This window comes from Ruegeria sp. HKCCD6426, from assembly GCF_057221115.1.
This window is the reverse complement of sequence record NZ_JBWVBF010000001.1, coordinates 17,257-44,090: the sequence shown is the minus strand read 5'-3', so window position 1 is coordinate 44,090 and position 26,834 is coordinate 17,257. Positions and strand designations below refer to the sequence as shown.

Here is a 26,834-nt window from a genome sequence, read left to right as displayed (position 1 = left end):
CCTAATCTTTGGTTTCATCAAAGACCGCACCGCCGACCGAGCGGGAAAAGCCCCGGAACTCGGCAATCTTCTGGCCGTCTTGATTGGTTATGGTCACGTCGTAGATTCCGCTGCGCCCTGTCAGGCTCTGCTCGGCGGCCAGTGCCGTCAGGCTGTCCCCGGAACGGGCGGAAGCGACATAGCTCATCACGTTGTGCTGGGCCACGGTGGACTGGTTGCGGCTGTTGCAGGCAAAGGCAAAAGCGCTGTCGGCCAGCATGAAAGTCACACCACCATGGCAGATGCCGTGGCCGTTGCAGTGATGATCCTGAACGTCCAAGGTCAGTGTCGCCGTTCCCTCATCAACGTGAGCCAGCTCCATCCCTGCCCATTTTGATGCGTTATCCCGCCCCCACATGGCAGCGGCTGCCTTTTCAGCTCGATCCTTCGGCGTCATCTTATTCCCCCTGAAAAACCGGTGCGCGTTTTTCCAGAAATGCCGTCACGCCTTCGGCATAGTCCGCGCTTTCGCCGCAAGTTTTCATGGCGTCTGCCTCAAGCTCCAAATGCTCGGTCAGGGAATTCGTCGCCGCCGCCTGAATAGTCTGTTTCGTCAACCCAAGACCCAGGGTTGGCCCATTGGCGAATTGCTCGGTAAGGGCACGGGCCTTGCTCATCAAATTGGCATCCGGGATCGTTTTCCAGATCAACCCCCATTGTTCAGCTTGCACCGCCGTCAAAGGCTGGCCTGTCAATGCCAATCCTTTGGCGCGCGCCTCGCCCAACAGGTGCGGCAAATGCCAGCTGCCACCGGTATCCGGGATCAGACCAACCTTGGAAAACGATTGGATGAATTTGGCGGATTCGGCGGCCAGCACCACGTCACACGCTAAGGCGATATTGGCACCAGCCCCGGCAGCCACTCCGTTAACGGCACAGACGACGGGAAAGTTCAGAGACCGAAGCAGCCGCACAAGCGGTGCGTAAAACGTGCGAACGGTGTAGCCCAGATCAGGTGGTCCATCCATCGTGGCAGGGTTGCGATCCCCCAGATCCTGACCAGCACAAAACCCGCGCCCCGCCCCGGTCAAAAGGACAGCACGCGCGCCGCGATCGCGGGCGGACTCAAGCTCTGCCCGCAATGCCAGATGCATTTCATCGGTAAAGCTGTTCAGGCGATCCGGACGGTTCAGGGTGATTTCGACCCAATTACCGTTATCGTGCGAAAGAATCGTATCAGACATACCCAATTCTCTTTGCATTAGTTTCAACAAACTTCTTGCATAAACCGAACGGTTGGTCAATAAATTCTAAGACGATTGTGACTCGACCACGGAAAAAGGCCCTGGGCCAACAAACCCGGCCCGCCTTGACGTCGTTGATAGTTACAAAACGTACTATTAACATGTTCACGACTTGCGCTTTTGAGGAGGAGACCCGGTCATGAAATTTTCCAAGCTCACCACGCTGCTGGCCTCAGCAGCACTGGCGGTATCAGGCACAGTTGCGTTTGCTGCCGACTACACCCTGACAATCTCCAGCTGGGCACCGCCGACACATGGCATCAACGCAAAGATGTGGCCCAAATTTGTCGAAATGGTCGAAGAGGCCACCGAGGGGCAGGTTACCGCCGAGCTGAAACTGGGCATCGCCCCGCCCCCGGCGCAGATGGACCTGATCATGGACGGTGCGGCAGACGCTTCGATCATTTTCCACGGCTATCAGCCGGGCCGCTTTGTCACCACCAAGCTGATCGAACTACCGGGTTACGAAGGAACCGCTGAAGAGGCATCCGTCGCCTACTGGCGCGCCTACGACGCGCACCTCAAGGCCGCAGACGAGCATCGCGGCGTGAAGGTCATCGCCTTGCATACTCATGGGCCCGCGCAGCTGCATTCCAGCTCTCCTGTGACCACATTGGATGAGGTTTCCGGCCTCAAGGTCCGTATCCCCGGAGGCGTTGGTGGCGACGTTGGTACAGCCCTTGGTGCGACAGGCATTCAGGTACCGGCCCCCAAAGTTTATGAGACCTTGGCATCCAAAGCGGCAGACGGCGTGGTCATGCCATTTGAATCCCGCAAGGGCTTCAAACTGACCGAAGTGGCACAAAACGTATATGAACTGCCGGGCGGCCTATATCGCGGTTCGTTCGCATTCATCATGAACGAAGACACTTTTGCCGATCTGCCCGAAGACCTTCAAAAGGCGCTCGATGAAAACGTCTTTGGTGAACCGCTCAGCCGTGAAATCGGCAAAATCTGGGATGAGATTGACGCAATTGGCCGTGAGGAGACCGAAGCCACAGAGGGCAACGCCATCTACGAAGCCAGTGACGCAGATCTCGAGAAGTTCTCGGTCATTGCAGAAGATATCCGCGGCAAAGTCATCGTCGAAGTCGACGCGACAGGTATCGACGCACAAGCCGCTTATGACATGATCAATTCGGAGTTGTCCTCCAACTGATCCATGCATCGGGGCGGATGCCAAGTCCGCCCCGAACCACTGCCCGAGGTGCCGATGTCCCCCCTAATCCAGTTTATACGCCGTGCCAGCATCCTTCCGGTGGTTGTGGCCAGCGTTGCGCTCTTCATCCTGATGATCATGACCTTCTGCGACGTCATTTTGCGGTCGGTTTTGAATGCACCTATTGAAGCTGCGACCGAGCTGACCCGCATTCTGATGGCCATTTTGGTGTTTTCCGTTCTGCCCATCGTGTCGACCACGAACGGTCATATCGCTGTGGACCTGACCGACGGCATTTTCAATCGCCTGCACCTGTCCCGCGTGCGCGATCTGGTCATTTACCTAGTCAGCGGAGTGATGCTCTATTGGCCGGTTCAGCGCGTCTGGATTCTGGCCGAGCGAGCGCGAGACTACGGGGATGTGACCGAGTACCTCTCGATCCCGACCTATCTGATCGGCTGGTTCATCACATTGTCCGTTGCCGTGACTGCCGTGGTGATGATCGCCACCGGCCTGCTGCGGTTCTTTGCCCCTCACATCCTTTCGGAGACTAATTGATGACCGCCGCACTGATCGGATTTGCGATTGTCCTGATCCTCGTCCTGATGCGCTTGCCCATCGTCTTTGCCATGGGTCTGGTTGGAACGCTGGGCTTTGCCTATGAGCGCGGCGGGTCCATTTTCGACGAACGGGGACTGAAGGCCGCCATGTCCATGGTTGGACGTCAGATCACCGACACCGCGCAGGATTATGGTTTGTCTGTTGTCCCGCTGTTCATTCTGATGGGCCTGTTCGTCAACAAAGGTGGAATGGCCCGCGAACTCTACGCCGTATCCAACGCCTTTATGGGTCATATGCGCGGCGGTATCGCCATGGCGACAGTTGCCGCCTGCGGAGGGTTCTCGGCCATCTGCGGATCATCGCTGGCCACAGCCGCCACCATGTCCAAGGTCGCTATGCCGCAAATGCGCCGCTATGGCTATTCGGATGAGCTGTCCACCGCATCTATCGCTGCCGGCGGCACGCTGGGCATCCTGATCCCGCCGTCGGTCATTCTGGTCATCTACGGGCTGCTGACGGAAACCTCGATCGGCAAGCTGTTCATGGCAGGTATCATCCCCGGCATCCTCGGCATCCTGTTCTATCTTTTCGCCGTGCGCTGGACCGTCTGGCGTAACCCCGAATCCGGCCCTGCAGGCGAGCGCTCCAGCTGGTCTCAACGCTTGCGGGCACTCGGGTCAGTCTGGGCCGTTTTGCTGCTGTTCTTTCTGGTGATTGGCGGGCTTTACGGCGCGTTTGACTTTGAGCCGTTGAACTTGACCTTTTCACCAACCGAAGCCGCAGGCATGGGCGCCGCCGGAGCGTTTCTGATCGCGCTTTTCCGGGGCGGGCTGACACTGGGATCAACGTTCGAAGTTTTGAAAGAGACCTGTTTTACGGCATCCGCCCTGTTCGCCGTTCTGATCGGCGCGCAGATCTTTTCGAACTTCATCAACTTGGCCGGCCTGCCCGAAGCACTGATTGCTCTGGTCACCGCCTATGACGTGTCACCGTTTGTCGTGATCCTGATGATCCTTGGCATCTACATCATTCTGGGTTGCGTCTTCGAGTCCCTATCGATGCTGCTGCTGACCGTGCCGATCTTTTTCCCGCTGGTCACATCACTGGGTTACGACCCGATCTGGTTCGGCATCGTTGTTGTGGTCGTCACAGAAATTTCGCTGATCACGCCACCTGTCGGTTTGAACGTGTTCATCCTGAAGGGTGTGGTCGGAGACGTCTCAACCGGCACCATCTTTCGCGGCGTTACTCCGTTCTGGATCGCCGACATCTTCCGGCTGGCACTGATCGTGCTGGTGCCCATCGTGGTTCTGTACCTGCCACAACAGATGGGCGCATTGGGGCACTGAGCCCCGGCCGAACGAAATTCAATAGGAGGACGTACATGTCCCTGCATCAGATCTCCAGCTTTGCCGCTGGCGCTTGGATTGCGCCCGGTTCCGGCGCACGAACTATCGCTTCGGCCATCACCGGCGCCCCCTTTGCCACGGCAGGCAATGCCGAACTCGACGTGCAGGCGATGCTGGACTACGCCCGCAACACCGGCGGCCCTGCCCTGCGCGCCATGACTTTTCATCAGCGCGCCCGCATGCTGAAGGCATTGGCGCAGGCACTATCGGAACACAAACAGGCGCTCTATGACCTCAGCTTCGAGACAGGTGCCACTCAAAAGGATCACCTGATCGATATCGACGGCGGGATCGGCACCGTGTTCGTCTTTGCCTCAAAAGGTCGACGAGAGATGCCGGACGCGCATGTCTATCTTGACGGAGATGTCGAACAGCTGTCGCGCAATGGAACGTTCCTTGGGCAACATGTCTGCACCCCGCTGAAAGGCGTGGCGGTGCACATCAACGCCTTCAACTTCCCCGTCTGGGGCATGTTGGAGAAACTGGCCCCTACCCTACTGGCCGGAGTGCCCGCGATCGTGAAGCCAGCGACCAACAGCTGCTACGTCACCGAACTGGCGGTGCGGATCATGCTGGACAGCGGCATCCTGCCCGATGGTGCGCTGCAATTGGTGACAGGTGGCCTTGGCGACATGCTGGATCGTCTGGGCTGTCAGGATGTGGTCAGTTTCACCGGCTCGGCGGATACGGCGCTGAAACTGCGGCAAACACCGGCTATCGTGCAAAACTCGGTTCGGTTTGTGGCGGAGCAGGACAGCCTCAACGCTTCGATCCTTGGACCGGACGCGGTGGCTGGAACACCGGAATTTGATCTATTCGTCAAGGAAGTCACCCGTGAGATGACCACAAAGGCGGGGCAGAAATGCACCGCCATCCGCCGGATCATCGTGCCGGACACGCAAACTCAGGCCGTGATCGATGCACTGTCCACACGGTTGGCGCAAGTCACGATTGGCGACCCGCGGCTGGACACAACGCGGATGGGAGCGCTGGTATCCAATGATCAAAAGGCGGATGTGCTTGCCAAGGCCGAACTTATTGGGACCGAGGCAACGCGGGTGTTTGGCGACCCTGAGACGTTCGATGTCGAAGGACCCGATACCGGTGCCTTTGTGCCGCCGATGCTGTTCCACTGCGCCGATCCGGACAATGCCCAGCGCGTCCATGATACCGAGGCATTCGGCCCGGTTTCTACAATCATGGGGTATCGTGACCTGGATCATGCGGTGACACTGGCCAATCGTGGACAAGGTTCGCTTGTAACGTCGCTGATCACGCACGATCCGGACGTCGCGCGTAACGTTGTTCTGGGTGCTGCGGCCTACAACGGGCGTATCTATATCAATGACCGCGACTCGATGGCTGAATCCACCGGCCATGGCTCACCTCTGCCGCATATGGTGCACGGCGGACCAGGCCGCGCAGGCGGCGGCGAAGAGATGGGCGGTGTGCGTGGCGTCATGCATTACATGCAGCGCACGGCCCTTCAGGGCTCACCCCGGATGCTGTCGGCAATCGGAGACAAATGGATCCCCGGCGCGCCCGAGATTACCGGTCCCGCGCATCCTTTCACGCGCAAGTTTGGCGATTTGAGCATCGGGGAAACCCTGCACACCGCACCGCGCACCATTTCGCTGGAGGATATCGAGCACTTTGCCAAATTCACCGGCGACACGTTCTATGCCCATATGAACGAAGACGCCGCCGCCCGTAACCCCTTCTTCCCAGGTCGAGTAGCGCATGGCTACCTGCTGCTGAGCTTCGCTGCCGGTCTGTTCGTTGAACCGAACGAAGGCCCTGTTCTGGCCAATACCGGTCTGGACGGGCTGCGCTTTATGAAGCCAGTCGTTCCGGGAGACAGCATCAAAGTGCGTCTGACGGTCAAGCAGAAGACTCTGCGCAACGCTGAATACGGTGAAGTGCGCTGGCACGTAACGGTCACCAATCAGGATGACGAGCAGGTTGCCGAGTATGAACTTCTGACGATGTGCGCCCACTAACTTTCTGCGATCGGGAAATGTGATTTTCTTATTTCCCCGAAAGGGTTAAACTGGCTGTATGATCAGCCAGGACACGTGGTTCGAAACGGCCGTTGCCGAATTGGCGGACCCGCGGGATCAGCGGGTGTGGTCGATTATCGTGTCTCTTTTCGGAGATTTGGCGCAAGAGCCAGGCGCCCAGATTTCCGGCGGCGCCCTAACCCGTGTCATCGAACCCATTGGCATCAAACCCGAGGCCATCCGCGTAGCCTTGCACAGGTTGCGCAAGGATGGCTGGATCGAAAGTGACCGCATCGGGCGCGTGTCGAGACATTTCCTGACTGACTACGGGCGTTCACAATCCGCGGCAGTCACGCCGCGCATCTATGCCCGCAGCACTGATCCAAACCGCCAATGGCATCTTTTGATCGCCGAGGATGGAGGCGGTTCGCAAGTTTTGGACGAATTGATGCTCAGCTACGACTGCACGCCGATAGCCCGCAACGTGGCGCTGGGCCCGGGTCCCGTGCCCAAGCAGACCGAAGGGTTGCTGGCGTTCGAAGTCTCTGCGCACACCGCACCGCAGTGGGTTCAGGATCGGCTTTGCCCGGCGGATCTGCGACTGGCGTGCCGATCGCTACTGGAGGATGTGCGACAGGCTGCCCTCTCGCGCCCGGCGGATTGGGCGGCGACTCCTGCCCAAAGCGCAACACTGCGCACGTTGCTGGTACATCGCTGGCGGCGGGTTGTTTTGCGTCAACCGGATCTGCCTGCCGAGTTTTATCCGTCCGACTGGACCGGTCCGGAATGTCGGAATGCCGTGTTCGAACTGCTGGACACCTTACCGCGCCCGGCGCTGAATTTCCTGAACAGCACTGCGTGATCCCAAAAGCAGACTGTTCACAGGCCTGCCAAACAGCCTAATTTGAAACCGGGTAACCTTGCAGTAGCGAAGTGAGGCGCACGTGACTGAAGCGGACATGCTGATCATCGGTGCAGGCTTTTCGGGCCTGATCATGGCCATAGAGGCCCGCAAGCGCGGGATCAGAGACATCACCATTCTGGAAAAAGCCAGTGACATCGGCGGAACGTGGCGCGAAAACACTTACCCCGGCGTGGCCTGTGATATACCCTCTCATCTCTATTCGATGGCGACGCATCTGAATCCGGACTGGAGCCGCGCATATGCTTGTGGCGCAGAAATTCAGTCCTACCTTCAACGCGTTGCCCGGACCGAAGGTCTCTACGATTTCTGCAGGTTTCATCAGGAGTTGAAGTCCGCTCGCTGGGATGGCTCACGCTGGCGAATTGAAACCCGAGACAGGCGCCAATGGTCTGCTCGGTTTCTGGTTTCGGCAATCGGTGCGCTGCATATCCCGCGTGTTCCCGACATCCCCGGCGCCAGCAGCTTTTCCGGCCCCAGCTTTCACTCGGCCGAGTGGAACCACGATATCCCCCTGAACGGAAAAAGGATCGCCGTAATTGGAACTGGGGCATCTGCGGTGCAATTCGTACCCGAGATCGCCAAGTCCGCAGGTCAGGTCACGATATTCCAACGCAGCGCGCCTTATGTGCTGCCGCGCCCGGACGGGCCCATCGCGCCTTGGGTGCGCCGAATGTATCGTCGGCTACCGTTGCTGCCTCGGATACGTCGTCGCCTGATCTATACCCTGTTTGAATTTCGCCACCGCGTCTTTCAAGGCGAACCGCGCGCAGTCGGTTTGGCCATGAAGATGTGGCGGAAAGCGTTGGACAAGGCCATTTCGGATTCCAGCCTGCGTAAAATCCTGACACCCGACTATCGGATCGGCTGCAAACGAATTCTCAGTTCAAACGACTGGTATCCAACTCTGGCGCGAGACAATGTCGAAGTAATTCCGCATGGTGTCGCATCGATCAAGAACAACCTGATCAAGGCATATGATGGTTCACAACATCGGGCGGACGTATTGATCTGGGGAACTGGGTTTCACGTCACCGACGCTGTCGAGCGGTTGGAAATAACAGGCGCCGGTGGAATGACTATTCAAAAAGCGTGGGCGAATGGGATGCAGGCCAACCTGGGAACGGCCATCGCAGGTTTTCCGAATTTCTTCATCCTGCTCGGCCCGCATACTGGTTTGGGTCACAATTCGGTAGTTTTGATGATCGAGGCGCAGGTCGCACATATCGGCCGCATTCTGGCGAACGTGCAGGACCAAGGATTCCATGGCGTCACGCCTGATCCGGCAAAGCAAGCTGTGTTCACACAAGAAATGCAGAACCGGCACAGGGACAGTGTCTGGCAGACGGGCGGATGCACTTCGTGGTACCAGGATGCAAGCGGGCGCAACACGACGCTTTGGCCCGGCACCGTATCAGAGTTCCAGAAACGCATGGCGCAATCCGGACTGGAACAATACCATCCCATCACCCGATCCTCGAACGGAGACCCCTGACATGGCGGTAATTTTGACGATACTCGCCGTTATTGTCCTCTTCCTGCTGGGCATGAACCTTTGGACGCGCCGCCTGACACGCCAAGGAATCCAGGTTGTGCCGCAACTGGGGCAGATATTACCGGTCCAGGGTGGAAGCATCCATTATGTCGAAAAGGGAGATCCGGCCAACCCGACTATCGTGATGATCCATGGGCTGTCTGGTCAGTTGCAGCATTTCACATACGCGCTGATGGACGACTTGGCGAACGAGTACCACCTTGTGGCTGTCGACCGCCCCGGCTGCGGCTATTCCATCCGTGACTCCGCTGCGATGGCCACGCTTCCTGAACAGGCGCGCATGATTCATGAATTCTTGCAGGAAAAGGGCATTCTGCATGCGACTCTGGTAGGGCATTCGCTGGGAGGCGCAGTCGCCCTGGCTATGGCGCTGAGCTATCCTGCGAACACAACTGCGTTGGCGCTATTGGCCCCGTTGACGCAAAAAATGCCTTCCACTCCTCCAGTTTTCAAGCCGCTGGAAATTCGCGCCGAATGGCTACGCCGCCTGATCGGTCATACGATCGCGGTGCCATTGGCGCGCAAGACCGCACCGTTGGTTCTGAAAGACGTCTTCGCCCCGGAACCTGCCCCGAGTGACTTCCTGGAACGAGCCGGAGGCGCTCTGGGCTTGCGTCCATCTGCCTTCATCACCGCGTCTCAGGATGTCATCGGAGCCGAAGCAAGCATCGAAGCACTGAGTCTCAGATACCCGGGTCTTCAGGTCCCGGGCGGGATCCTCTTTGGAGCTGAAGATCCGGTTCTGCGTCGTGACATACACGGGAACACGATGACCCAATTCGGGCTGAGTTTTGAGAAGTTGGAAGGCCGGGGTCATATGATTCCAATAACCGCACCGCAAGCTTGCGCGGCCTTTATCCGAAAGGTATCAGAAGCCGCTTTGTCTGATCGCCAACCCTCAAATCAGTCCGGCACCTAAAGGACAAAAGATTCCCACGCATCCCGTGCATTTCCCTCTTGACCCTCCTGCGCCCCTCCCTTAAATCGCCTTTCACTCGTGGCGGAGTAGCTCAGTTGGTTAGAGCAGCGGAATCATAATCCGCGTGTCGGGGGTTCAAGTCCCTCCTCCGCTACCAGTAAAATCAACAGCTTACATACAAACAGCACCCACGCCGCGCACAATTTTGTGCGTTTTTTTGTGCGTTTTTCGGAAAAAGTGCGTGAATCGGACGGTCAGCATCCATTTCTCACCATAACAAAATGGTCAGCCGAATGTGAGGCCTTGGGAGGTTCTGGCCTGTCCTCAAATTAAGGATAGCCCCTTATCCCCACAAATAGATGGCAGAAAGCCTTATGTAGCGCGGCGGCAGTTTCTGGACAATTTTGTACGATTTCCCGGACAAACGTAAATTCTTGGTGCCTAAGCTATAATACGCGGGCACCCGAGACAGCCCTTGCAGCGATGTTTGACTATTCACTACGAGCAAATTTGAGTACGATACCCGCTTCAGCCTTACCTGACACAAAACCTACTGTACCTTCACCGCTAATAGACAAGGTGACTTCAATTTCGTTCAGGCGCATGGTTGTGTCTGTTTCTTTGGCCTCAGCGTCCTTGATCATGTTAATAACCACTGTGTTAGTATTCTGCCAGCTTTGTTGCAGGGCAGCAGGGTCGATTTCTTTGTTGCGGCGAAAGAGCTTGAGCATGTGACCTTGGAATTGGCCGCTTGGTGCCGGAGCGCCGGGACCGAGAGCCTGCTCTGTTTCGGGATCTATGACATATAGCTTAAATTCGTCTGACATGAGTTACTCCCATAATTGAATACCAAATACGTTAGCTACCTGCTCAAGGCCTTGCGAAATATTGTATTTCCGAGCGCCGGTATCGATGATGCCCGAATAAATGCCTAAACCTAGTCCCGTCTTAAGGCTGCGTACAAGCGCACCGCTGTCGCCCGGTTGCCCACCGGTGTCCAAGCGGATGCGCGCCGGCTCCATTGGGTCGGTCACGCCTTGCAAAGCGCTTACGGTTGTGACCTTGCCGCAAACACGTTGTGACATCATCCCATCGAATTCGAAGTCCTCATTCGGTTGCGGGTTGGGCTCGGGAAGGAGTTGTATAGCTTGTTCTGTCGGAACCCGATTTATGTCGACAATTGCACCGTCAATTGGGTAGGGTGCAATGTTTGCGAGACGACCCATTATACCGCCTTGAAACCAAACGTTTTGACTCTGGTTCAGCCAGTTGAACGTGTGTGCAGCAGTGAGAACACTCCATTGTTGGTTGCATAGCGCCCAACAGGTGGAGGTCGCGTTCGCGAGGTTCGGCGCGGAAAAATACTGCATGCTGCCCTGTTCGACCACTAAGGGAACGCCGCTCAGTTGCTCGTTGAACTCTCCCATATCCAGTACATGTGGCGATTCCAAAAAAGCCTCGACATATTCCAATCCGATGAGGGATACGCCGAAGACATAGGGCGTATTTTTGCGCGCCTCGTGGATAATTTCGTCGGCATAGAGGCGTTCCGGTACCTTTACAAAACCGGAGGAAATAGAAACGGGACCAAAGCGCTCCTCAAAAATGCTAAGCCCCATTCGATCAAGGATTTTGGCACGGTTATTAAATAGGATTTGTTGTAACAAGTCATTCCAATACAGAATGCGTTTGGCGAGTGGATCGACTTCTCCGCCTGAACTATCGCGCTCAAGGCGTTGCTCTGCCAAAATGCTGAGTTTCAATTCAGGCAATTCAGGGGGAACAATGGCGTCGGCAATCTCGTTGGCAAGCATATCACGACCTCAAAAACTCCAATCTAAAATACTCCCTATTGTGCGGTATATTTGCTCGCCAAACAAGTTTTCGGGAAATAGTGGGAAACGAATGATTGTCGCGTAGAGGTCGTCGGTGCTTGCCGCAGCGAATATCAGGTCCCGTCCCGCCCGCAGGAATCCAACGTCCAAAAGGGGCTATACTGGACCAATGCGGTTGCGGCACCTCAGACCTCCGAAAACGGCAGTTAAGGGCTCAAAGCCAACGCTCAATGGTGGCGGCGAAGTTGGCGAAAATGGAGCGCGGCGACAATCAGCACACAGGTGGGGCAAATTTGCCCAACCACCAACAGGCTGCTGAAATGCTCAGCGTTTCTCCGCGCAGCGTGAAAACCGCGACAATTCTTTCCAGCATAGCGGAAAGGGGTCCACGGTATGGATACCCTTCCGTTCTTTCTGGAGCGCGGGGCTGCGTGTCGGTGTATTCTGCAAAACAACCGCCCCAAAGCTGGGGCGGCTGCAAGCTGGGGCATTCAGCTTAGTTCGCGATACCAATCATTCACGTCATCCAAATCCAGGCAGAATGGCGTTATCTGGGATATGAGGTGTATCGCCCCGCCGTGGCTGTGGTTGGCAATCATGTAACTGCCGTTTTTCTTGGATAGCCGGTAACCGAGTTGATCCAGTTTCCGGCGCAGTGTGGTTTCGCTATAGGCTTTCATGGTCATTCTCCAATTGATGATCCGGCACGTTGCCGGGGAAAGAGACCACGCCGAAACTTACCTTACCTTGACCAACAGGGCCTGAACCCTATCGCGCCTGCGTTCCGGTGCAGACGACTTCCTATCTACATGAGCAAGGAAACCGCCCGGTTCAAGGGGCGGTCTCTTGGGTGTCTCGGCCTAGGATGTTTCAGATATTCACGTGCCCAAACAGTCTATCCGCGTCCTCTCGGATCAGCCTGTTAAACTCATTGTCAATCACACCGTCCTGACGAGCCGAAACGCGGGCCTTGATAGCAACGTCTTTGAAGTCCTGCGCCGGGATTTTCATCAATTCAACCTCGACCTCTAAAAACTCGTCACAGACCGGCTCGACAAACTGCGAATAGTGATCCTCGGTCAGGTCGTGCCGATCCGGGTTGTCTTCGGCCTTCCAGCGGGCCGTCAGCGCGTTGTTTTCGTCAATAAGGTCACCGTAGCGGTTCCCGAGTTTTTCCCATTTGTGATACAGGCGTTGAATCGGGGTTTCCTTTGCCGACAGCCCGATACCGAATTCGGGAAAGTTGACTTAAAATTAATCCGATAAAAAAACTCAGGTTGACATAGTTGAGTGTTTCGCTCAGAAATCAACGCGCCAGTCCCCGACACATCGCGGGAACCGAATTCCGATTTGACCAGAAAGAACAAACCTAATGACTAAGTTTTTCGCGGCAACCAGTGCCCTGACGCTGTGCATCGCAACTGCCGCCTTGGCTGAAACCCCGTCCAAAGCGGACGTGCTGAGCACCTATGCCAACATTGCCGAGGCCAAGTATGGCGACAGCCTGATGGCTGCAAAAGTACTGAAATCGGCGGTAAACGCTCTGATTGCCGACCCGTCTGATGCCACTCTGAATCAAGCGCGCGCAGCATGGATTGCAGCCCGCGTGCCGTATCAGCAAACTGAAGTTTATCGCTTTGGCAATGCCATCGTCGACGACTGGGAAGGTAAAGTGAATGCCTGGCCGTTGGACGAAGGTTTGATCGACTATGTTGATGCGTCTTATGGCGGTCCAAGCGACGAAAACGAATTCTCGATTCTGAACGTCATAGCAAACCCAAGCTTTGAGCTTTCCGGCGAAACCATTGACGCCAGCGAAATCTCTCCGGAATTGCTGTCCGACACTCTGCACGAGGCGGATGGGATCGAGGCAAACGTTGCCACAGGCTATCACGCCATCGAGTTCCTTCTGTGGGGCCAAGACCTGAACGGCCACGGCACCGGTGCCGGCAATCGCCCCTGGACCGATTACGCCAAAGGCGACGACTGCACTGGTGGCAACTGTGACCGTCGTGCTCAGTATCTGAGCGCCGCAACGGACCTGCTGGTAAGTGACCTGGAGTGGATGGCGGCTCAGTGGCAGGAAGGCGGCGAAGCACGCGCTACCCTGACCGCGAACGAAGACGCAGGTGTCGCCGCGATCCTTACCGGAATGGGCTCGCTTTCCTACGGTGAACAGGCGGGTGAGCGGATGCGACTGGGCCTGATGCTGAACGACCCCGAAGAAGAGCATGATTGCTTTGCCGACAACACTCACAACAGTCATTACTATGACGGCCTGGGCATCCAGAACGTCTATCTTGGTAGCTACACACGCATCGACGGCACTCCGGTTTCCGGTGCCTCGCTCTCGGATCTGGTGGTTGCAGCCGACCCGGCGCTGGACACCGAGATGAAAGCAAAGCTGGCGACAACAATGCAGGCACTGGGTCGCATCAAGTCGACGGCCGAGGCTGGGTTTGCCTATGACCAGATGCTCGAGCGCGGCAATGTCGGTGGCGAAGCACTGATCATGGGTGGCGTTGACGGTCTGGTCGATCAAACCAAGACCATCGAGCGTATTGTTAACACGCTGGACTTGGATCAGATCGATTTCGAAGGTTCTGACAGTCTGGATGACCCCAGCGCTGTTTTCCAATAAACCGCGACGGCCGGTTCCCCCTCCCGGTCGCATCGGAGGCGCGCTCCTTCGCGCCTCCAACCTCGCAAATCATAAAGATCTGCATCATCAAGCTGGACCTTACCTCAATAACCTAGTATTTAGGTAAGATATGTGAAACTGGTCGAATCGCCATGATCGTTTGCCACTGCACCAACATCTCGGATCACGACATTCGCGCCGCCATTGATTGGATGCGGACGTCGGATTCTCAGGCTATAATCACGCCCGGGAAAATCTACCACGCCCTTGGAAAATCAGCGGATTGTGGCGGATGCATGCCCCTTTTTCTAGACACGATGAAGTCAAATGATAATCTGGAAGTGCCAATGCAACTGCGCGCTCTGCGCACCGCAGTAACACAGGAGAGTGTCAATGAAGGGCGATCCCAAGGTATTAGAATATCTAAACAAATCTCTGCGGCATGAGCTGACAGCCGTCAGCCAGTACTGGCTACATTATCGGCTACAGGAAGACTGGGGCCTTGGTCACATGGCCAAGAAAAGTCGCGAGGAATCCATCGAGGAAATGGGCCACGCCGACAAGTTGATCGAGCGGATCATTTTCCTCGAAGGCCATCCGAATCTTCAGAAGCTGGACCCGTTAAGGATCGGGCAGACACCAAAGGAAACGCTGGAATGTGATCTAGCTGCCGAGAATGATGCGCGTGCCCTCTATGTCGAGGCTCGCGAATATTGCCGCGAGGCCGCTGACTACGCCTCAATGTCTCTGTTCGAGCAATTGATACGCGACGAAGAGGGGCATATCGACTTCCTCGAAACGCAGCTCGACCTCTATGAAAGGATTGGCGAAGCCAACTATGCGCAACTCAACGCATCGAAAATGGACGAGGGCGAGTAGCCTTCTAATGCTGGTGGCCGCACATGCGGCCACCCCCGCCCTGTCAGCCGAGCTGCAGGACCTCCACCTGAACACCCTTCCCCGCACAGAAAACGAACGCGCCCGAGTATCGGCCGCAACAGCCGTGCCTGACGACTTTTCCGCGCCGCAGAGCTTCGAGGAGCTTTCGGCGGGGGCCGCGACAGTGCGTGTGCGAACCGACGCGGAATCGTTTTCGCAACCATCGGCCAATATCAGCTTTGAGCAAGAGCTGGATTTCAAGATCGGTAACGGGTTGTTCAAAAAGATCTGGGTGTCGTCCCCGTCTTCCACAAAGGCGTCAGACGGGCTTGGCCCACTGTATAACGCGCGCTCGTGCCAGCGGTGCCACATCAAGGACGGGCGCGGTCATACTCCGAACGGGGCGGACGACACCGCTGTCTCAATGTTTCTGAGGGTCTCGATTCCCGGCACGCCCAAGGATGGCTACGCCGAAATCGAAGACTATATCGCCACTCTGCCTGACCCAAATTACGGCGGCCAGATGCAAGATTTCGCCCTGGCCGGGCACCCCGCCGAATATCGACTGGAAATCACCTACGAAGAAATCCCGGTTGAGCTTTCTGACGGTGAAACGGCCTTTTTGCGCCGCCCGAGCTACACAGCGGCGAACTTGGGTTATGGGCCGCTGCATCCTGACGCTATGCTCAGCCCGCGCGTGGCGCCTCAGATGATCGGTCTGGGTTTGCTTGAGTCCATCCCGGTCGAAGATCTGCTGGCCAATGCTGATCCTGATGACGTCGACGGAGACGGAATCTCGGGTCGAGCCAATATCGTGTGGTCCACCGAATTCGACCAACCCATGATGGGCCGCTTTGGCCACAAAGCAGGGATGCCCACAGTGATGGAGCAATCCTCTGCCGCATTTGCCGGAGACATCGGAATCTCCAGCCCACTCTATCCGGACCCGCAAGGAGACTGCACTACTGCACAGGTCGACTGTGTAAACGCCCCCCATGGGGATCAGGACGCGCGCGTATTCGAAATCGATGAGATTGGCATGGAACTTGTGGCGTTTTACAGCCGCAACCTCGGTGTCCCGGCGCGGCGGGATGTGGACGACCCACAGGTCCTACGCGGCAAAGAAGTGTTTAACGCAGCGGATTGTTCTGGATGCCATACTCCGGCTTTTGTCACGCATCGGATGCCCGATCGTCCGGAGCACAGTTTTCAACTGATCTGGCCCTACACTGACCTGTTGCTGCACGACATGGGTGAGAGTCTGGCCGACAACCGCCCGGAAGCTCGTGCAACAGGGCAGGAATGGCGCACACCTCCTCTGTGGGGTATCGGTCTGACAGAACGTGTGTCAGGGCACACGCAGTTCCTTCATGACGGTCGCGCCCGGTCCTTGCTCGAAGCAATTCTATGGCACGGAGGTGAAGCGCAAGCCGCACGCGATACAGTGGTTTCGATGCCAAAGGCTGACCGCGACGCTCTGATCCGATTTCTCGAGAGCCTCTGACTCATGCGCATTCTTAGCCTTGTCACCGCCTGTCTGCTGCCTTTGTCCGTCACGGCACAAGATCGCGCGCCGATCTTGAACGATGTCACCGAAGCGCACGTTTTGCCGAAGTTTGCGGAACTTGCCGATGTTGCGGGAATGCTGAAATCCGCAGCCGAGAACGATTGCGCACCGGGTTCGGCCGGGTTGCACGCAGCATATGATACTGCTTTTGATGGCTGGATATTCGCCAGCCATCTACGCTTTGGCCCGACTGAAACCGATGACCGTGCCTTTGCGCTGGCGTTTTGGCCCGACACCAAGGGGTTTACACCAAAGTCACTGTCGCAACTCATCGACGACGAAGATGTAGCTGTGGGTGATCCCGAAAGCTTCGCCGCCACATCGATCGCAAGTCGTGGGTTTTTCGCGCTGGAACTCATGTTGTTCGATCCGGCTTTTGCGACCAAAGGGAGTGACGAATACCGTTGCGATCTGATCCGCGCCATTACGAATGATATCGATCGCAATGCCACAGCCATGAACGACGATTGGCAATCCTATGCGCCGATGCTGATGCAGCCCGGATCAGGCAGCCCTTATCGGTCAGAAGAGGAGTCCTTGCAGGAGCTGTTCAAAGCCCTGAACAGCGGGCTGCAATTCACGGCGGAAACGCGGCTTGGCCGTCCTCTGGGCACATACGATCGGCCGCGTCCAAAAAGAGCCGAGGCACGGCGTTCCGAGCGCTCTGCGCGTCACGTTGAGCTGTCTTTGATCTCACTGCGAGATCTGGCGGCGCGGCTGTCCTTCGATCACCCTGAAATCGCAGGTAATCTGGATACCGCCTTCGGAAAAGCGGTCGATCGTGCCCGGTCGCTGGACGACCCGTCGTTTGCGGGCGTCGCGACTCCGCAAGGGCGACTGCGCGTCGAGGCGCTGCAGCAGTCGATCAACGATATCCGCGCAATTGTAGCCAGTGACCTTGGACCAACCCTCGGAATAAGCGCTGGTTTCAATTCTCTCGATGGAGACTGAGCCATGACCACCCGTCGCCATTTCCTGGCTGGCCTTGCCGCCGCCACGCTTGCCCCTGCCCCCGGATGGGGAGCGGTCGGCGCACCCGATTTTCTGGCTGCGGGCCTGTTTCCTGACGGATCATACCGGCTGGCCGGGTTGGATGCCGCCGGGACGATCCTGTTCTCTCTACCCCTACCCGCCCGAGGGCACGCCGCAGCGGCCCATCCGTATCGGGCACTGGCTGTAGCGTTTGCTCGCCGTCCGGGAACATTCGCTCTGGTTATCGACTGCGTCGCCGGACAAGCGGTTGAGCAGATTCATGCGCCCAATGGGCGCCATTTCTTTGGTCATGGCGTTTTCTCGTCCGATGGCGCCCGGTTCTACACTACGGAAAACGACTTTGACGTCGGAACCGGAGTGATCGGCGTCTGGGACACCGCTACCTTTGAGCGGCTGGGTGAGTTCTCGTCCGGCGGCATCGGCCCCCATGACATGCGGCTGATGCCGGACGGCGACATTCTGGTTATTGCAAACGGTGGCATCGAAACACACCCTGACACCGGCCGCACCAAGCTGAACCTGCCTACGATGCAACCAAACCTGACCTATACGGATCTGTCAGGCACCGTGCGAGAGCAGGTTGAGTTGCCATCCGAATTACACAAGGACTCGATCCGCCATCTTGCCGTACGCCGTGACGGTCTGGTGGGGTTTGCAATGCAATGGCAGGGCAGTCAAAACCAGCACCCGCCCCTGCTAGGCCTTCACAGCCGGGGCGGGGCACCTCGCCTTTTGACGGCGCCCGAAATCGAACAAAACACTCTGCAAGGCTATGCGGGTAGCATCGCCTTTTCCGCGGACGGAGGCACGATTGCTATCACCTGCCCGCGCGGCAATGCGCTGCACCGGTTTGATGTGGCAAGCAGCGCATTTACCGGCGCGTTCCGGTTGGAGGATGTCTGCGGCCTCGGCGCGGGTTCGGAAGGGTTGGTCTTTACCACCGGCACCGGCCAGTTCGGGACTTTGGGTCGCAACAGCCCAAGGGTTGCCGCCCAACTGGACTGCCAATGGGATAACCATCTGATCCCGATCAGCAGGTCTCGGTAAAGTTCGGAAAAGCCAGTCGCATAGATTACACTTGGAAGAATCAAACTCCTGCCGTATTGGCGGGCGCGAAACTGGCACCCGAACCGCAAGGACTGACTTGATTGAAACAGACGCCTGACGCACCGCATTCCATCTACGGGGTTGAGAAATGGGGCAAAGGCCTCATCGAGGTGACAGAACGGGGCGAGATCGGTCTGCGCAATCCAATGGCGCCCGAAACGGATGCGATCAGCCTGCCGGGCATCCTGCATGATCTGGATCAGCGCGGCATCAAGTCTCCGATGATCCTGCGCATCAGCTCCTATCTGGAAAACGAGATCGCCCACATCAACGAAAGTTTCCGCGATGCCATTGCGCGTACCGGTTACAAGGGCAGCTATCGCGGTGTTTTCCCGATCAAGGTGAACCAGCAGGCGCAGGTGATCGACCGCATTGTCGAGTTTGGCCAGAAATACAACTATGGGCTTGAGGCCGGGTCGAAACCCGAACTGGTGGTTGCACTTGCGCATCGTCTGGCGCGCGAGGCGTTGATCGTCTGCAACGGCGTCAAGGACGCCGAGTTCATTCAGCTTGCCATCCTCAGCCGCAAGATCGGGTTCAACACCGTCATCGTTCTGGAAAGCCCTAAAGAAGCCGACACCGTCATCGCTGTCTATAACGAGCTGGGCATCGAACCTCTGATCGGCGTACGGGTCAAATTGACCAACCAGATCAGTGGCAAGTGGGAGGAAAGCTCGGGCGACCGGTCGGCCTTTGGCATGAACACCGATCAGCTGGTTGCCGTGGTGGATAAGTTGCGCGATGCCGGGCTTTTACACTGCCTGAAACTGCAACATTCGCATCTGGGCTCACAGGTGCAGGACGTGAACGATGTGCGCCGCGCCGTGGGCGAGGCGTGCCGCTATTACACCGAACTCACGCGCGAGGGCGTACCGCTGACCCATCTGGACCTCGGCGGCGGCATGGGTGTGGATTATACGGGCGAGAAGAAGGCTGCCGAGAACTCGATCAACTACACGGTCGAGGAATACTGCGCCAATGTCGTGGAGACTGTAGCCTATGCAATGGATGAAGCTGAGGTGAACCACCCCACACTGGTCACCGAAAGCGGGCGTGCGGTGGTGGCGACATCCTCGATGCTGGTGTTCAACGTGCTGGAGAGCACGCTCTACGATGCGCCCAACGGCCCCGAAGTCGATGCTGACGATCACCACCTCGTCTCGGACCTTGCCGCCGTTCATAGTTATCTCAGCACCGACCGCCTGCAGGAATGCTGGAACGACGCCACCTTCTATCGCAACGAATTGCGTGCCCTGTTCCGCCGTGGCTATGTCGATCTGCGCCAGATGGCCCGGGCCGAGCGGATTTACCTGTCACTGATGGCCCGCCTCAAGGCACTGGCGGCCAGTGATGATTTGGACACGGATGTAGACGATCAACTTGAGAAAGTGGCCGACATCTACCACTGCAACTTCTCGCTTTTCCAATCCTTGCCGGACGTCTGGGCCATCGACCAGCTGCACCCGATCGTGCCGTTGCAGGGCCTGAACCAGACACCGGACCGCCGTGCGGTCCTGTCCGACATCACGTGCGACAGCGACGGCAAGATAGACCGGTTCATTCTGGCTGACGGTGTTTCACCCAGCCTGCCGGTGCATTCCCTGCCCGAAGATCACGAATACCTTATGGGCGTCTTCTTTGTCGGCGCCTATCAGGAAACGCTGGGTGATCTGCACAACCTGTTCGGCGACACTAACGTCGTCACCATCGACCTGCGTCCTGATGGCGGCTTTGACCTGCTGCACGAACAAGAGGGCGACACGATCAGCCAGGTCTTGTCCTATGTCGAATTCGACCCCAACGATTGCGTCGCCGCCTTCCGCAAAATGGTGGACGAGGCGATCTCGACCGGTACTCTGATGGCAAAAGACCGCAAGACCCTGATGAGCGCCTACCGCGACTCGATCAACGGCTACACCTATTACGAATAACCCCCTGTGAGAGGAGATCACCCCCATGGGTACTTTGAGTGGCAAAACACTGGTTGTCGGCGCGGGCGGCGTATCACACGCTGCCGTGCATAAGATGGCAATGAATTCGGACATCTTCACCGAAATCACTCTGGCCAGCCGCACCAAATCAAAATGCGACGCCATCGCCAAAGCGGTGAAAGAGCGTGTGGGCGTTGATATCGCGACAGCCGAACTGGACGCCTACAAGGTTGAAGATACAGTCAAGCTGATCAAGGAAACCGGTGCCGAGATCCTCGTAAATCTCGCCCTGCCCTATCAGGATCTGGTGCTAATGGACGCCTGTCTCGAGGCAGGTATCCACTATCTCGACACCGCGAATTATGAGCCCGAGGATGAAGCCAAATTCGAGTACCACTGGCAATGGGCCTATCAGGAGCGGTTCAAGGAGGCCGGTCTGACTGCCATCCTCGGCTCGGGCTTCGATCCGGGTGTGACCAGCGTGTTTGCCACATGGCTAAAAAAACACAAGCTGGACACCATCCGCCAAATCGACGTGCTGGACGCCAATGGCGGCTCGAACGAGCAGGAGTTCGCCACCAACTTCAACCCCGAGATCAACCTGCGCGAAGTGCTGGCCGAAGTGCGTCACTGGGAAGGTGGCGAGTGGAAGCACAGCCCGGCGATGACCCACAAGGTCGAATTCGACTTCCCCGCCATCGGCCAGAAAAACATGTACCTGATGTATCACGAGGAACTAGAGTCGCTCTCGACCCACTTCCCCGAGATTGAGCGCGCGCGCTTCTGGATGACCTTCGGTGACGCCTACATCACCCACGCCAAGGTGTTGGAAAACGTCGGCATGACCCGCATCGACCCGGTGATGCATGACGGCAAAGAAATCATCCCTATCCAGTTCCTGAAAACCCTGCTGCCCGATCCCGGTGATCTGGGTGCCGAAACCAAGGGCAAGGCCTGCATCGGCGACATCGCCACGGGTCAGGCCAAGGACGGCTCGGGCGAGAAGACCTATTACATCTACAACATCTGCGACCACGAAGAATGCTATGCCGAGGTCGGCAGCCAGGCTGTCAGCTATACCACCGGCGTCCCCGCCATGATCGGCGCCGCGCAGGTGCTGAAAGGCAACTGGTCCGAGCCGGGCGTCTGGAATATGGAGCAGCTCGACCCCGACAACTTCATGGACATGCTGAACGAACACGGCCTCCCGTGGCAGGTTCATGAACTGGACGGGCCGGTCGACTTCTGATCCCCAGAACTTCTTCTTGTTCACCAATACGGCGGGGGTCCGGGGGCAGCGCCCCCGGCCTCTCCACATTCAGGAGACGCCGGACATGACCGACATGATGACCACGCAGGCCGGAGACGCCGGAGCCTTCCGTAATTTCGACCTTAACCGCGTCCCAACACCTTGTTTCGTGGTGGACGAAAAGGCCGTCGAACGGAACCTGGGCATCCTCGCCGATATCGGTACACGCTCGGGCGCGCATGTCCTGAGTGCGCTCAAAGCCTTCTCGATGTTCTCACTCGCCCCGCTGGTGCGCCAGTATCTCGGCGGCACCTGCGCCAGCGGTATCTACGAGGCACGGCTCGGCCGCGAAGAATATGGCGGTGAGGTCGCAACCTTCTGCGCCGGATACAAGGACGCCGATATCGACGAAATCCTGTCTCTGTCCGACCACATCATCTTCAACTCTCCGGCACAAAAGGACCGGTTCCTTGCCAAAGCACTAGCCGCAGGCGTTCAGGTCGGCCTGCGCATCAATCCCGAACACTCTGAGGGCGAGGTTCCCAAATACGATCCCTGCGCGCCTTGCTCACGTTTGGGTACCCCGGTCAGCCAACTGTCCCAAGAAGCGTTGGCCGGAGTCGATGGCCTGCATATGCACACGCTGTGCGAGCAAGGCTTCGAACCGTTGCGACGTACCTGGGCGGCTGTCGCGCCGAAAATTGCGCCACACATCGATCAGCTCAAATGGCTGAACTTCGGTGGTGGCCATCACATCACCCGCGAGGACTATGATCGTGAAGGGCTGGTGGCGTTCATCAAGACTATCCACGAAACATACGGCATCGACGTCTATCTCGAACCCGGCGAAGCGGTGGCACTGGACGCTGGCATTCTGATCGGCGAAATTCTCGACCTACCCGTGAATGGCATGAACCTCGCCATCACCGATATCTCAGCCACCTGCCACATGCCCGATGTGATCGAGGCCCCCTATCGCCCCGCCCTGATGGACGAGGCCGACGCGGGCCATACCTACCGGCTTGGTGGCCCCTCCTGCCTCGCAGGTGATGTGATCGGCGACTACACATGGGACAAACCGCTTGAGATCGGTCAGCGCTTTGCCTTTCTCGATCAGGCGCATTATTCGATGGTCAAAACCAACACCTTCAACGGCGTCCCCCTACCCACTATCGCGCTGTGGAATAGCGAAACGGACGAACTGAAAATCATCAAGCAGTTCGGATATGACGACTTCAAAGAGAGACTCTCATGAGCATTTTCCTCGACAGCGAACTGACCGCATCCGAGCGTACCGAAGATGCCCGGTTCCGCGTGATCCCAGTCCCGCTGGAGCGGACCGTATCCTATGGTTCGGGCACTGCAAAGGGTCCTGAAGCTATCATTGAGGCCAGCAATGAACTGGAACGTATCACCGGCCACGCGGAACCTTGCGTCGAGGGTATCTTTACCGAGGCCGAGCTGGATTGTGATGCTGCCCTACCCGAGATTATGGAGCGTCTGGCCCAGCGAACCGAGGCCGCGGTACGCGCGGGCAAGGTACCCGTCGTTTTAGGGGGCGAACACTCGCTCAGCTACGGTGCAGTGATGGGCGTCGCACGCGCGCTGGGGCAACCGATCGGAATCGTCCAGGTTGATGCGCATGCCGACCTGCGTCATGCCTACCAAGGCGAAAAACACTCCCACGCATCGGTCATGCACTTGCTAGCCGAGGAAGGCATCCGGCTGGCCCAGTTCGGCGTGCGTGCCTTTTCAACCGAAGAAGCTAAGAGCCGTCTGAAAAACCATGTCTTTCACGTGGACGCCGAGGATCTGGTCACCGGCAACATCCACGCCGTTGACCTGCCCGAGGACTTCCCCGAGTTGGTCTATGTCAGCTTTGATGTTGATGGTCTGGACCCGTCATTGATGCCCGCCACTGGCACGCCGGTACCCGGCGGCCTTGGCTACTACCAAGCACTTCGGCTGGTCGAGCACGCGCTCAAGGGCCGCAAATGTGTTGGATTCGACGTCGTTGAACTGGCACCGGACGGCAATGCCGCCTGGGATTTTACCGCGGCCCAGATCGTCTATCGCCTGATGGCAAGCTGCTGAAAAGGCATATGGGTAAGGCGGGCCAAATCGGCCCGCCCTAAACCTCCATTAGTCTGTATTACCATCATCTGCAGTTTCGTTCAGTTCCATGTGGCCTTCGCTCTTGTCTAGAATTCGGCGCAACATGGGTTCGAAGAATTCGAGCGGCTTGGTCGGGTATTCCGGATCAAAAGCGCATTGATCATACTCGTGGCAAAAATACCGGCAATCTTCCCAATAGGGACTGTCGCGATACTTGTCGCGCGCATTGCTATCGCCTCCCAGGAAGTGATTGTAATAGTACCCCTGAAACACACAGTGGTGCTTCAGAATCCAGTAAGTGCGCTCGCTGACATAGGGTTTCATCATGGCTGCCGACAACTCACCGTGGTTGTACGGAGACAGGATATCGCCCACGTCGTGCACGAGGGCCGCGATCACAATCTCCTCATCTGCACCGTCCTCATACGCGCGTGTCGCGGCCTGCAGACAGTGCTGATATCGGTTGATCGGATATGGCGTCCATTCTTCATCCAGCGAACGGATAGCGTCCAGAATACGATCCGGTAGAGCCGCGTTATAAGCGTCCTCGTAGTCCATCACCGCCAGAAAATCTTCTTTGGTGGCGTTTTCGAAACTGGTCCAGGTGGGTTTGTGGCTCTTGTCCAGCATGGCGCGTCCTTTGGTTAATGACCTGCACACAGCCTACCAAATCCACAGCGAGTAAAAAAATAAATTGATTTTATCACTCTGATCAAAAATTACTTTCATCATGCAGATCAAAGCACTCGAAACATTTCTCAGCGTCGCCGAGTTGGGCGGGTTCCACGCCGCGGCCCGAAAACTGAATGTGACCCAAACTGCCGTCAGCGCCCGCATACGTCTGATTGAAGAAGAAACTGGCAAACCCTTGTTTACCCGCGGCGCAGGGGGCACGAGATTGACGGATTTTGGGCGACAGTTCCGACCATATGCTGAAGAGATGCTGTCGCTCTGGTCCTTTGCGTCCCGCGATTTACCGGCGCAATCGCAGAACCGGGTCGCGTTGCGCCTTGGGGCGCAACTGAGTGTCTGGGACCCGCTTTTGGTTGATTTGGCAGTCTTGTACGAGCAGCGCCTTGGCCAGCTATTGCTAACGCTCAATTACGACCATGACCTGAATATGGTCGAGGCCGTCGCAACCCATGTTCTGGATGCGGCACTGACCCACGAAAAGCCATCGGACCCGCGTGTATCGCTTCACGAACTGACTCCAGAACGCCTTTTGCTGGTTGAAACCCCAGACACAGGGGAAGATCCGGTCTTCGTGAACCTCGAATTGGGAGAGGTTTATCAGGACCACGTGCGCTCGACCGCGCGACAGGCTTCGGGGCAAACGATTTTTCTGGGAAATTGCATGATGGCCCTGCGTTATGTCTTGCAGCGAGGAGGATCCGGGTACTTCCCGCAATATGTTATTCAGGATCAGCTGTCCGCAGGTGAACTGTCGCTTGTTGCCGGGGCCGTAGATTTGATGTTGCCGCTGTATCTGGTCGCCCGCAGGGACAGCACAGCCTTTGACGATGTGCTTGGTTGCCTGATTGACCTACGAGGATCAGGTTAAGTTGCAGAAACCGTGCCGTTTACACCTTTGGGCCGAGCGCGCAGCAGTGGACGTCCTGCCAACAACAGGAACAGGCACGAGACCAGGATGCCCATGATCGCCGGCAAATACAGCAGTATCCACGTATCCGGATCTTCGATCACAACCGGCGAGATCAAGCCCCGCACACCTTCCAGCAGAACCAGGATCATGAACGCGCCCAGTATCTGCGGCCAAAGCCCAAAACGGGAGAAACTGCCTAATGTCAAAGTGGCATACCCGACCAACGCCACAGCGATACAAATGGCAACCCAGGAAAAACGTTGATGCAGCTCTTCGATCAAACGTCCCTGACTGTGCCCATCGGTTACAGAGACAACTTCGCGGTTCTTGATCAGATCAACTGTTGAAATTGCCCCAATACTGCGCTGACCCATTTCGGATTTTCTGGTCAATTCCGTGATGTTGTAGGAAGCATCGTCAAATAAGGTTGAGGACAACGTTTTGCCCTCGGCATTCAGCCTGAGCGCAATGCCGTCTACCATCACGAGGTGAATTCCCGTGTCGTCGTTGACGAGGTAAGCCGTTGTACTGGAATAACTGACTGGGTTCTTGGCGTCCCGGCTGTCGGAAACAAACACTTCATGCAATGTGCCGTCCAAATCAACCCGACCGATGTAAACTGTCACGCCTTCTGCAGGGTGCATGAATTCACCTTCGTTGAGAAGTTGCGCGGTCACATCACCGGCGACCTCGGCCTGCCGCTGTTCCAACTGCTCGATTGACGCTGGACGTAGAAAAACGCTGATAACAGCCATCATCAGACCCGCAATCACACCAAACAGCACGACTGCACGAGAAAGCCGCCAGGGACTGGAGCCGGTGGCCAGCATCACAGTCATCTCGCTTTCACGACTCAGGCGATTGGTGGCGTAAACCGCGGCGGCGAAAATCGCCATGGGCATCACCGTTCGGATCAATGTAGGAAGGGTCAGGGCAGTGAACTCCAAGAACACCATCGCAGACTGCCCGCCGCTGATCACACTGTCAAACAAGCTGACCGAGCGGGTGATCCAGAAAACCCCGACGAGAACAAGGGTAAAGAAGCCGAACAGAACCAGCAATTGCCGCAGGAAATACCCATCGAAACGCGACATGTGACCTCTTTT

The 26,834-nt window shown here is 57.1% G+C and carries 26 protein-coding genes and 1 tRNA gene; 19 read left to right on the top strand and 8 right to left on the bottom strand.

The genetic code is table 11. The features are described 5' to 3' along the window. Position 1 precedes the first annotated feature (1 nt). A complete protein-coding gene (gene paaI / locus AC2TDA_RS00210; protein WP_480878180.1) occupies positions 2-436 on the bottom strand; it encodes a hydroxyphenylacetyl-CoA thioesterase PaaI in 435 nt (144 codons plus the stop codon). A gap of 1 nt (position 437) precedes the next feature. After that, positions 438-1,223 (bottom strand): 2-(1,2-epoxy-1,2-dihydrophenyl)acetyl-CoA isomerase PaaG, encoded by a 786-nt coding sequence (gene paaG, locus AC2TDA_RS00205; RefSeq protein ID WP_480847826.1) that lies wholly within the window; start codon positions 1,221-1,223, stop codon positions 438-440. A gap of 199 nt (positions 1,224-1,422) precedes the next feature. Between paaG and AC2TDA_RS00200 the strand changes: the two genes are divergently transcribed. The 8 genes from AC2TDA_RS00200 to AC2TDA_RS00165 all read left to right on the top strand — a co-directional run bounded on the left by AC2TDA_RS00200 (position 1,423) and on the right by AC2TDA_RS00165 (position 9,965). After that, on the top strand, positions 1,423-2,442 hold the full coding sequence (locus tag AC2TDA_RS00200) for a TRAP transporter substrate-binding protein (protein WP_480878178.1): 1,020 nt from the start codon (positions 1,423-1,425) through the stop codon (positions 2,440-2,442). Between the two features lie 54 nt (positions 2,443-2,496). After that, entirely contained in the window at positions 2,497-3,000 is a 504-nt protein-coding gene (locus tag AC2TDA_RS00195) for a TRAP transporter small permease (RefSeq protein WP_480878176.1), read from the top strand. Next, entirely contained in the window at positions 3,000-4,352 is a 1,353-nt protein-coding gene (locus tag AC2TDA_RS00190) for a TRAP transporter large permease (RefSeq protein ID WP_480878173.1), read from the top strand. The genes AC2TDA_RS00195 and AC2TDA_RS00190 overlap by 1 nt, the downstream gene beginning before the upstream one ends. A gap of 35 nt (positions 4,353-4,387) precedes the next feature. Continuing rightward, positions 4,388-6,412 carry a phenylacetic acid degradation bifunctional protein PaaZ gene (paaZ, locus tag AC2TDA_RS00185; protein ID WP_480878171.1) on the top strand — a complete coding sequence of 675 codons (2,025 nt, stop codon included), beginning with the start codon at positions 4,388-4,390 and terminating at the stop codon, positions 6,410-6,412. A 58-nt stretch (positions 6,413-6,470) separates the two neighbouring features. Further along, complete coding sequence (locus tag AC2TDA_RS00180) at positions 6,471-7,274, top strand: PaaX family transcriptional regulator C-terminal domain-containing protein (protein WP_480878169.1); 804 nt, start codon at positions 6,471-6,473, stop codon at positions 7,272-7,274. 82 nt (positions 7,275-7,356) lie between these two features. Further along, positions 7,357-8,829, top strand: a complete 1,473-nt coding sequence (locus tag AC2TDA_RS00175) for a flavin-containing monooxygenase (protein WP_480878167.1) — start codon at positions 7,357-7,359, stop codon at positions 8,827-8,829. A 1-nt stretch (position 8,830) separates the two neighbouring features. Continuing rightward, a complete protein-coding gene (locus tag AC2TDA_RS00170) occupies positions 8,831-9,808 on the top strand; it encodes an alpha/beta fold hydrolase (protein ID WP_480878165.1) in 978 nt (325 codons plus the stop codon). Between the two features lie 80 nt (positions 9,809-9,888). Further along, positions 9,889-9,965 (top strand) — tRNA-Met (locus AC2TDA_RS00165). Positions 9,966-10,299: 334 nt separating this feature from the next. Here the strand turns inward: AC2TDA_RS00165 and AC2TDA_RS00160 are convergent. The 4 genes from AC2TDA_RS00160 to AC2TDA_RS00145 form a co-directional block, all read right to left on the bottom strand. Then, positions 10,300-10,635 (bottom strand): Pepco domain-containing protein, encoded by a 336-nt coding sequence (locus AC2TDA_RS00160; protein ID WP_480847834.1) that lies wholly within the window; start codon positions 10,633-10,635, stop codon positions 10,300-10,302. 3 nt (positions 10,636-10,638) lie between these two features. Next, positions 10,639-11,622, bottom strand: coding sequence for a hypothetical protein (locus tag AC2TDA_RS00155; RefSeq protein ID WP_480878163.1), 984 nt, complete (start codon positions 11,620-11,622; stop codon positions 10,639-10,641). A 512-nt stretch (positions 11,623-12,134) separates the two neighbouring features. Next, positions 12,135-12,323, bottom strand: a complete 189-nt coding sequence (locus AC2TDA_RS00150; protein ID WP_480847836.1) for a hypothetical protein — start codon at positions 12,321-12,323, stop codon at positions 12,135-12,137. 190 nt (positions 12,324-12,513) lie between these two features. Next, the gene (locus tag AC2TDA_RS00145; RefSeq protein WP_480847837.1) at positions 12,514-12,654 is read right to left on the bottom strand and encodes a hypothetical protein; all 141 of its coding nucleotides are present in this window, start codon (positions 12,652-12,654) and stop codon (positions 12,514-12,516) included. A 361-nt stretch (positions 12,655-13,015) separates the two neighbouring features. Here AC2TDA_RS00145 and AC2TDA_RS00140 point away from each other — a divergent pair, with 361 nt between their 5' ends. From AC2TDA_RS00140 to speB, 10 genes are all read left to right on the top strand, one after another. Continuing rightward, entirely contained in the window at positions 13,016-14,284 is a 1,269-nt protein-coding gene (locus AC2TDA_RS00140; RefSeq protein WP_480847838.1) for an imelysin family protein, read from the top strand. A gap of 152 nt (positions 14,285-14,436) precedes the next feature. Next, positions 14,437-14,730 (top strand): (2Fe-2S)-binding protein, encoded by a 294-nt coding sequence (locus AC2TDA_RS00135; protein WP_480878161.1) that lies wholly within the window; start codon positions 14,437-14,439, stop codon positions 14,728-14,730. Further along, positions 14,678-15,163: a bacterioferritin gene (bfr, locus tag AC2TDA_RS00130; RefSeq protein WP_480847840.1), complete on the top strand. Its 486-nt coding sequence runs from the start codon at positions 14,678-14,680 to the stop codon at positions 15,161-15,163. Before AC2TDA_RS00135 ends, bfr begins: the two co-directional genes overlap by 53 nt. A 7-nt stretch (positions 15,164-15,170) precedes the next feature. Continuing rightward, entirely contained in the window at positions 15,171-16,667 is a 1,497-nt protein-coding gene (locus AC2TDA_RS00125; RefSeq protein WP_480878159.1) for a di-heme oxidoreductase family protein, read from the top strand. 3 nt (positions 16,668-16,670) lie between these two features. Continuing rightward, positions 16,671-17,681, top strand: coding sequence for an imelysin family protein (locus AC2TDA_RS00120; RefSeq protein ID WP_480878157.1), 1,011 nt, complete (start codon positions 16,671-16,673; stop codon positions 17,679-17,681). A 3-nt stretch (positions 17,682-17,684) separates the two neighbouring features. Beyond that, the gene (locus AC2TDA_RS00115; RefSeq protein ID WP_480878156.1) at positions 17,685-18,770 is read left to right on the top strand and encodes a DUF1513 domain-containing protein; all 1,086 of its coding nucleotides are present in this window, start codon (positions 17,685-17,687) and stop codon (positions 18,768-18,770) included. Between the two features lie 101 nt (positions 18,771-18,871). Next, positions 18,872-20,761: a biosynthetic arginine decarboxylase gene (speA, locus tag AC2TDA_RS00110; RefSeq protein WP_480847844.1), complete on the top strand. Its 1,890-nt coding sequence runs from the start codon at positions 18,872-18,874 to the stop codon at positions 20,759-20,761. A 25-nt stretch (positions 20,762-20,786) separates the two neighbouring features. After that, entirely contained in the window at positions 20,787-22,010 is a 1,224-nt protein-coding gene (locus AC2TDA_RS00105) for a saccharopine dehydrogenase family protein (RefSeq protein ID WP_480878154.1), read from the top strand. Between the two features lie 85 nt (positions 22,011-22,095). Beyond that, entirely contained in the window at positions 22,096-23,265 is a 1,170-nt protein-coding gene (gene nspC, locus AC2TDA_RS00100) for a carboxynorspermidine decarboxylase (protein ID WP_480878153.1), read from the top strand. Next, the gene (gene speB, locus AC2TDA_RS00095; RefSeq protein WP_480878150.1) at positions 23,262-24,104 is read left to right on the top strand and encodes an agmatinase; all 843 of its coding nucleotides are present in this window, start codon (positions 23,262-23,264) and stop codon (positions 24,102-24,104) included. The genes nspC and speB overlap by 4 nt, the downstream gene beginning before the upstream one ends. Positions 24,105-24,152: 48 nt before the next feature. On the opposite strand, the gene AC2TDA_RS00090 is transcribed toward speB, so the two are convergent. Next, positions 24,153-24,755, bottom strand: coding sequence for an HD domain-containing protein (locus AC2TDA_RS00090; RefSeq protein WP_480878148.1), 603 nt, complete (start codon positions 24,753-24,755; stop codon positions 24,153-24,155). Positions 24,756-24,855: 100 nt separating this feature from the next. Here AC2TDA_RS00090 and AC2TDA_RS00085 point away from each other — a divergent pair, with 100 nt between their 5' ends. Beyond that, positions 24,856-25,686, top strand: coding sequence for a LysR family transcriptional regulator (locus tag AC2TDA_RS00085; RefSeq protein ID WP_480847849.1), 831 nt, complete (start codon positions 24,856-24,858; stop codon positions 25,684-25,686). On the opposite strand, the gene lptF is transcribed toward AC2TDA_RS00085, so the two are convergent. Next, positions 25,683-26,822 (bottom strand): LPS export ABC transporter permease LptF, encoded by a 1,140-nt coding sequence (gene lptF / locus AC2TDA_RS00080; RefSeq protein WP_480878146.1) that lies wholly within the window; start codon positions 26,820-26,822, stop codon positions 25,683-25,685. The genes AC2TDA_RS00085 and lptF overlap by 4 nt on opposite strands. Between the last annotated feature and the right edge of the window lie 12 nt (positions 26,823-26,834).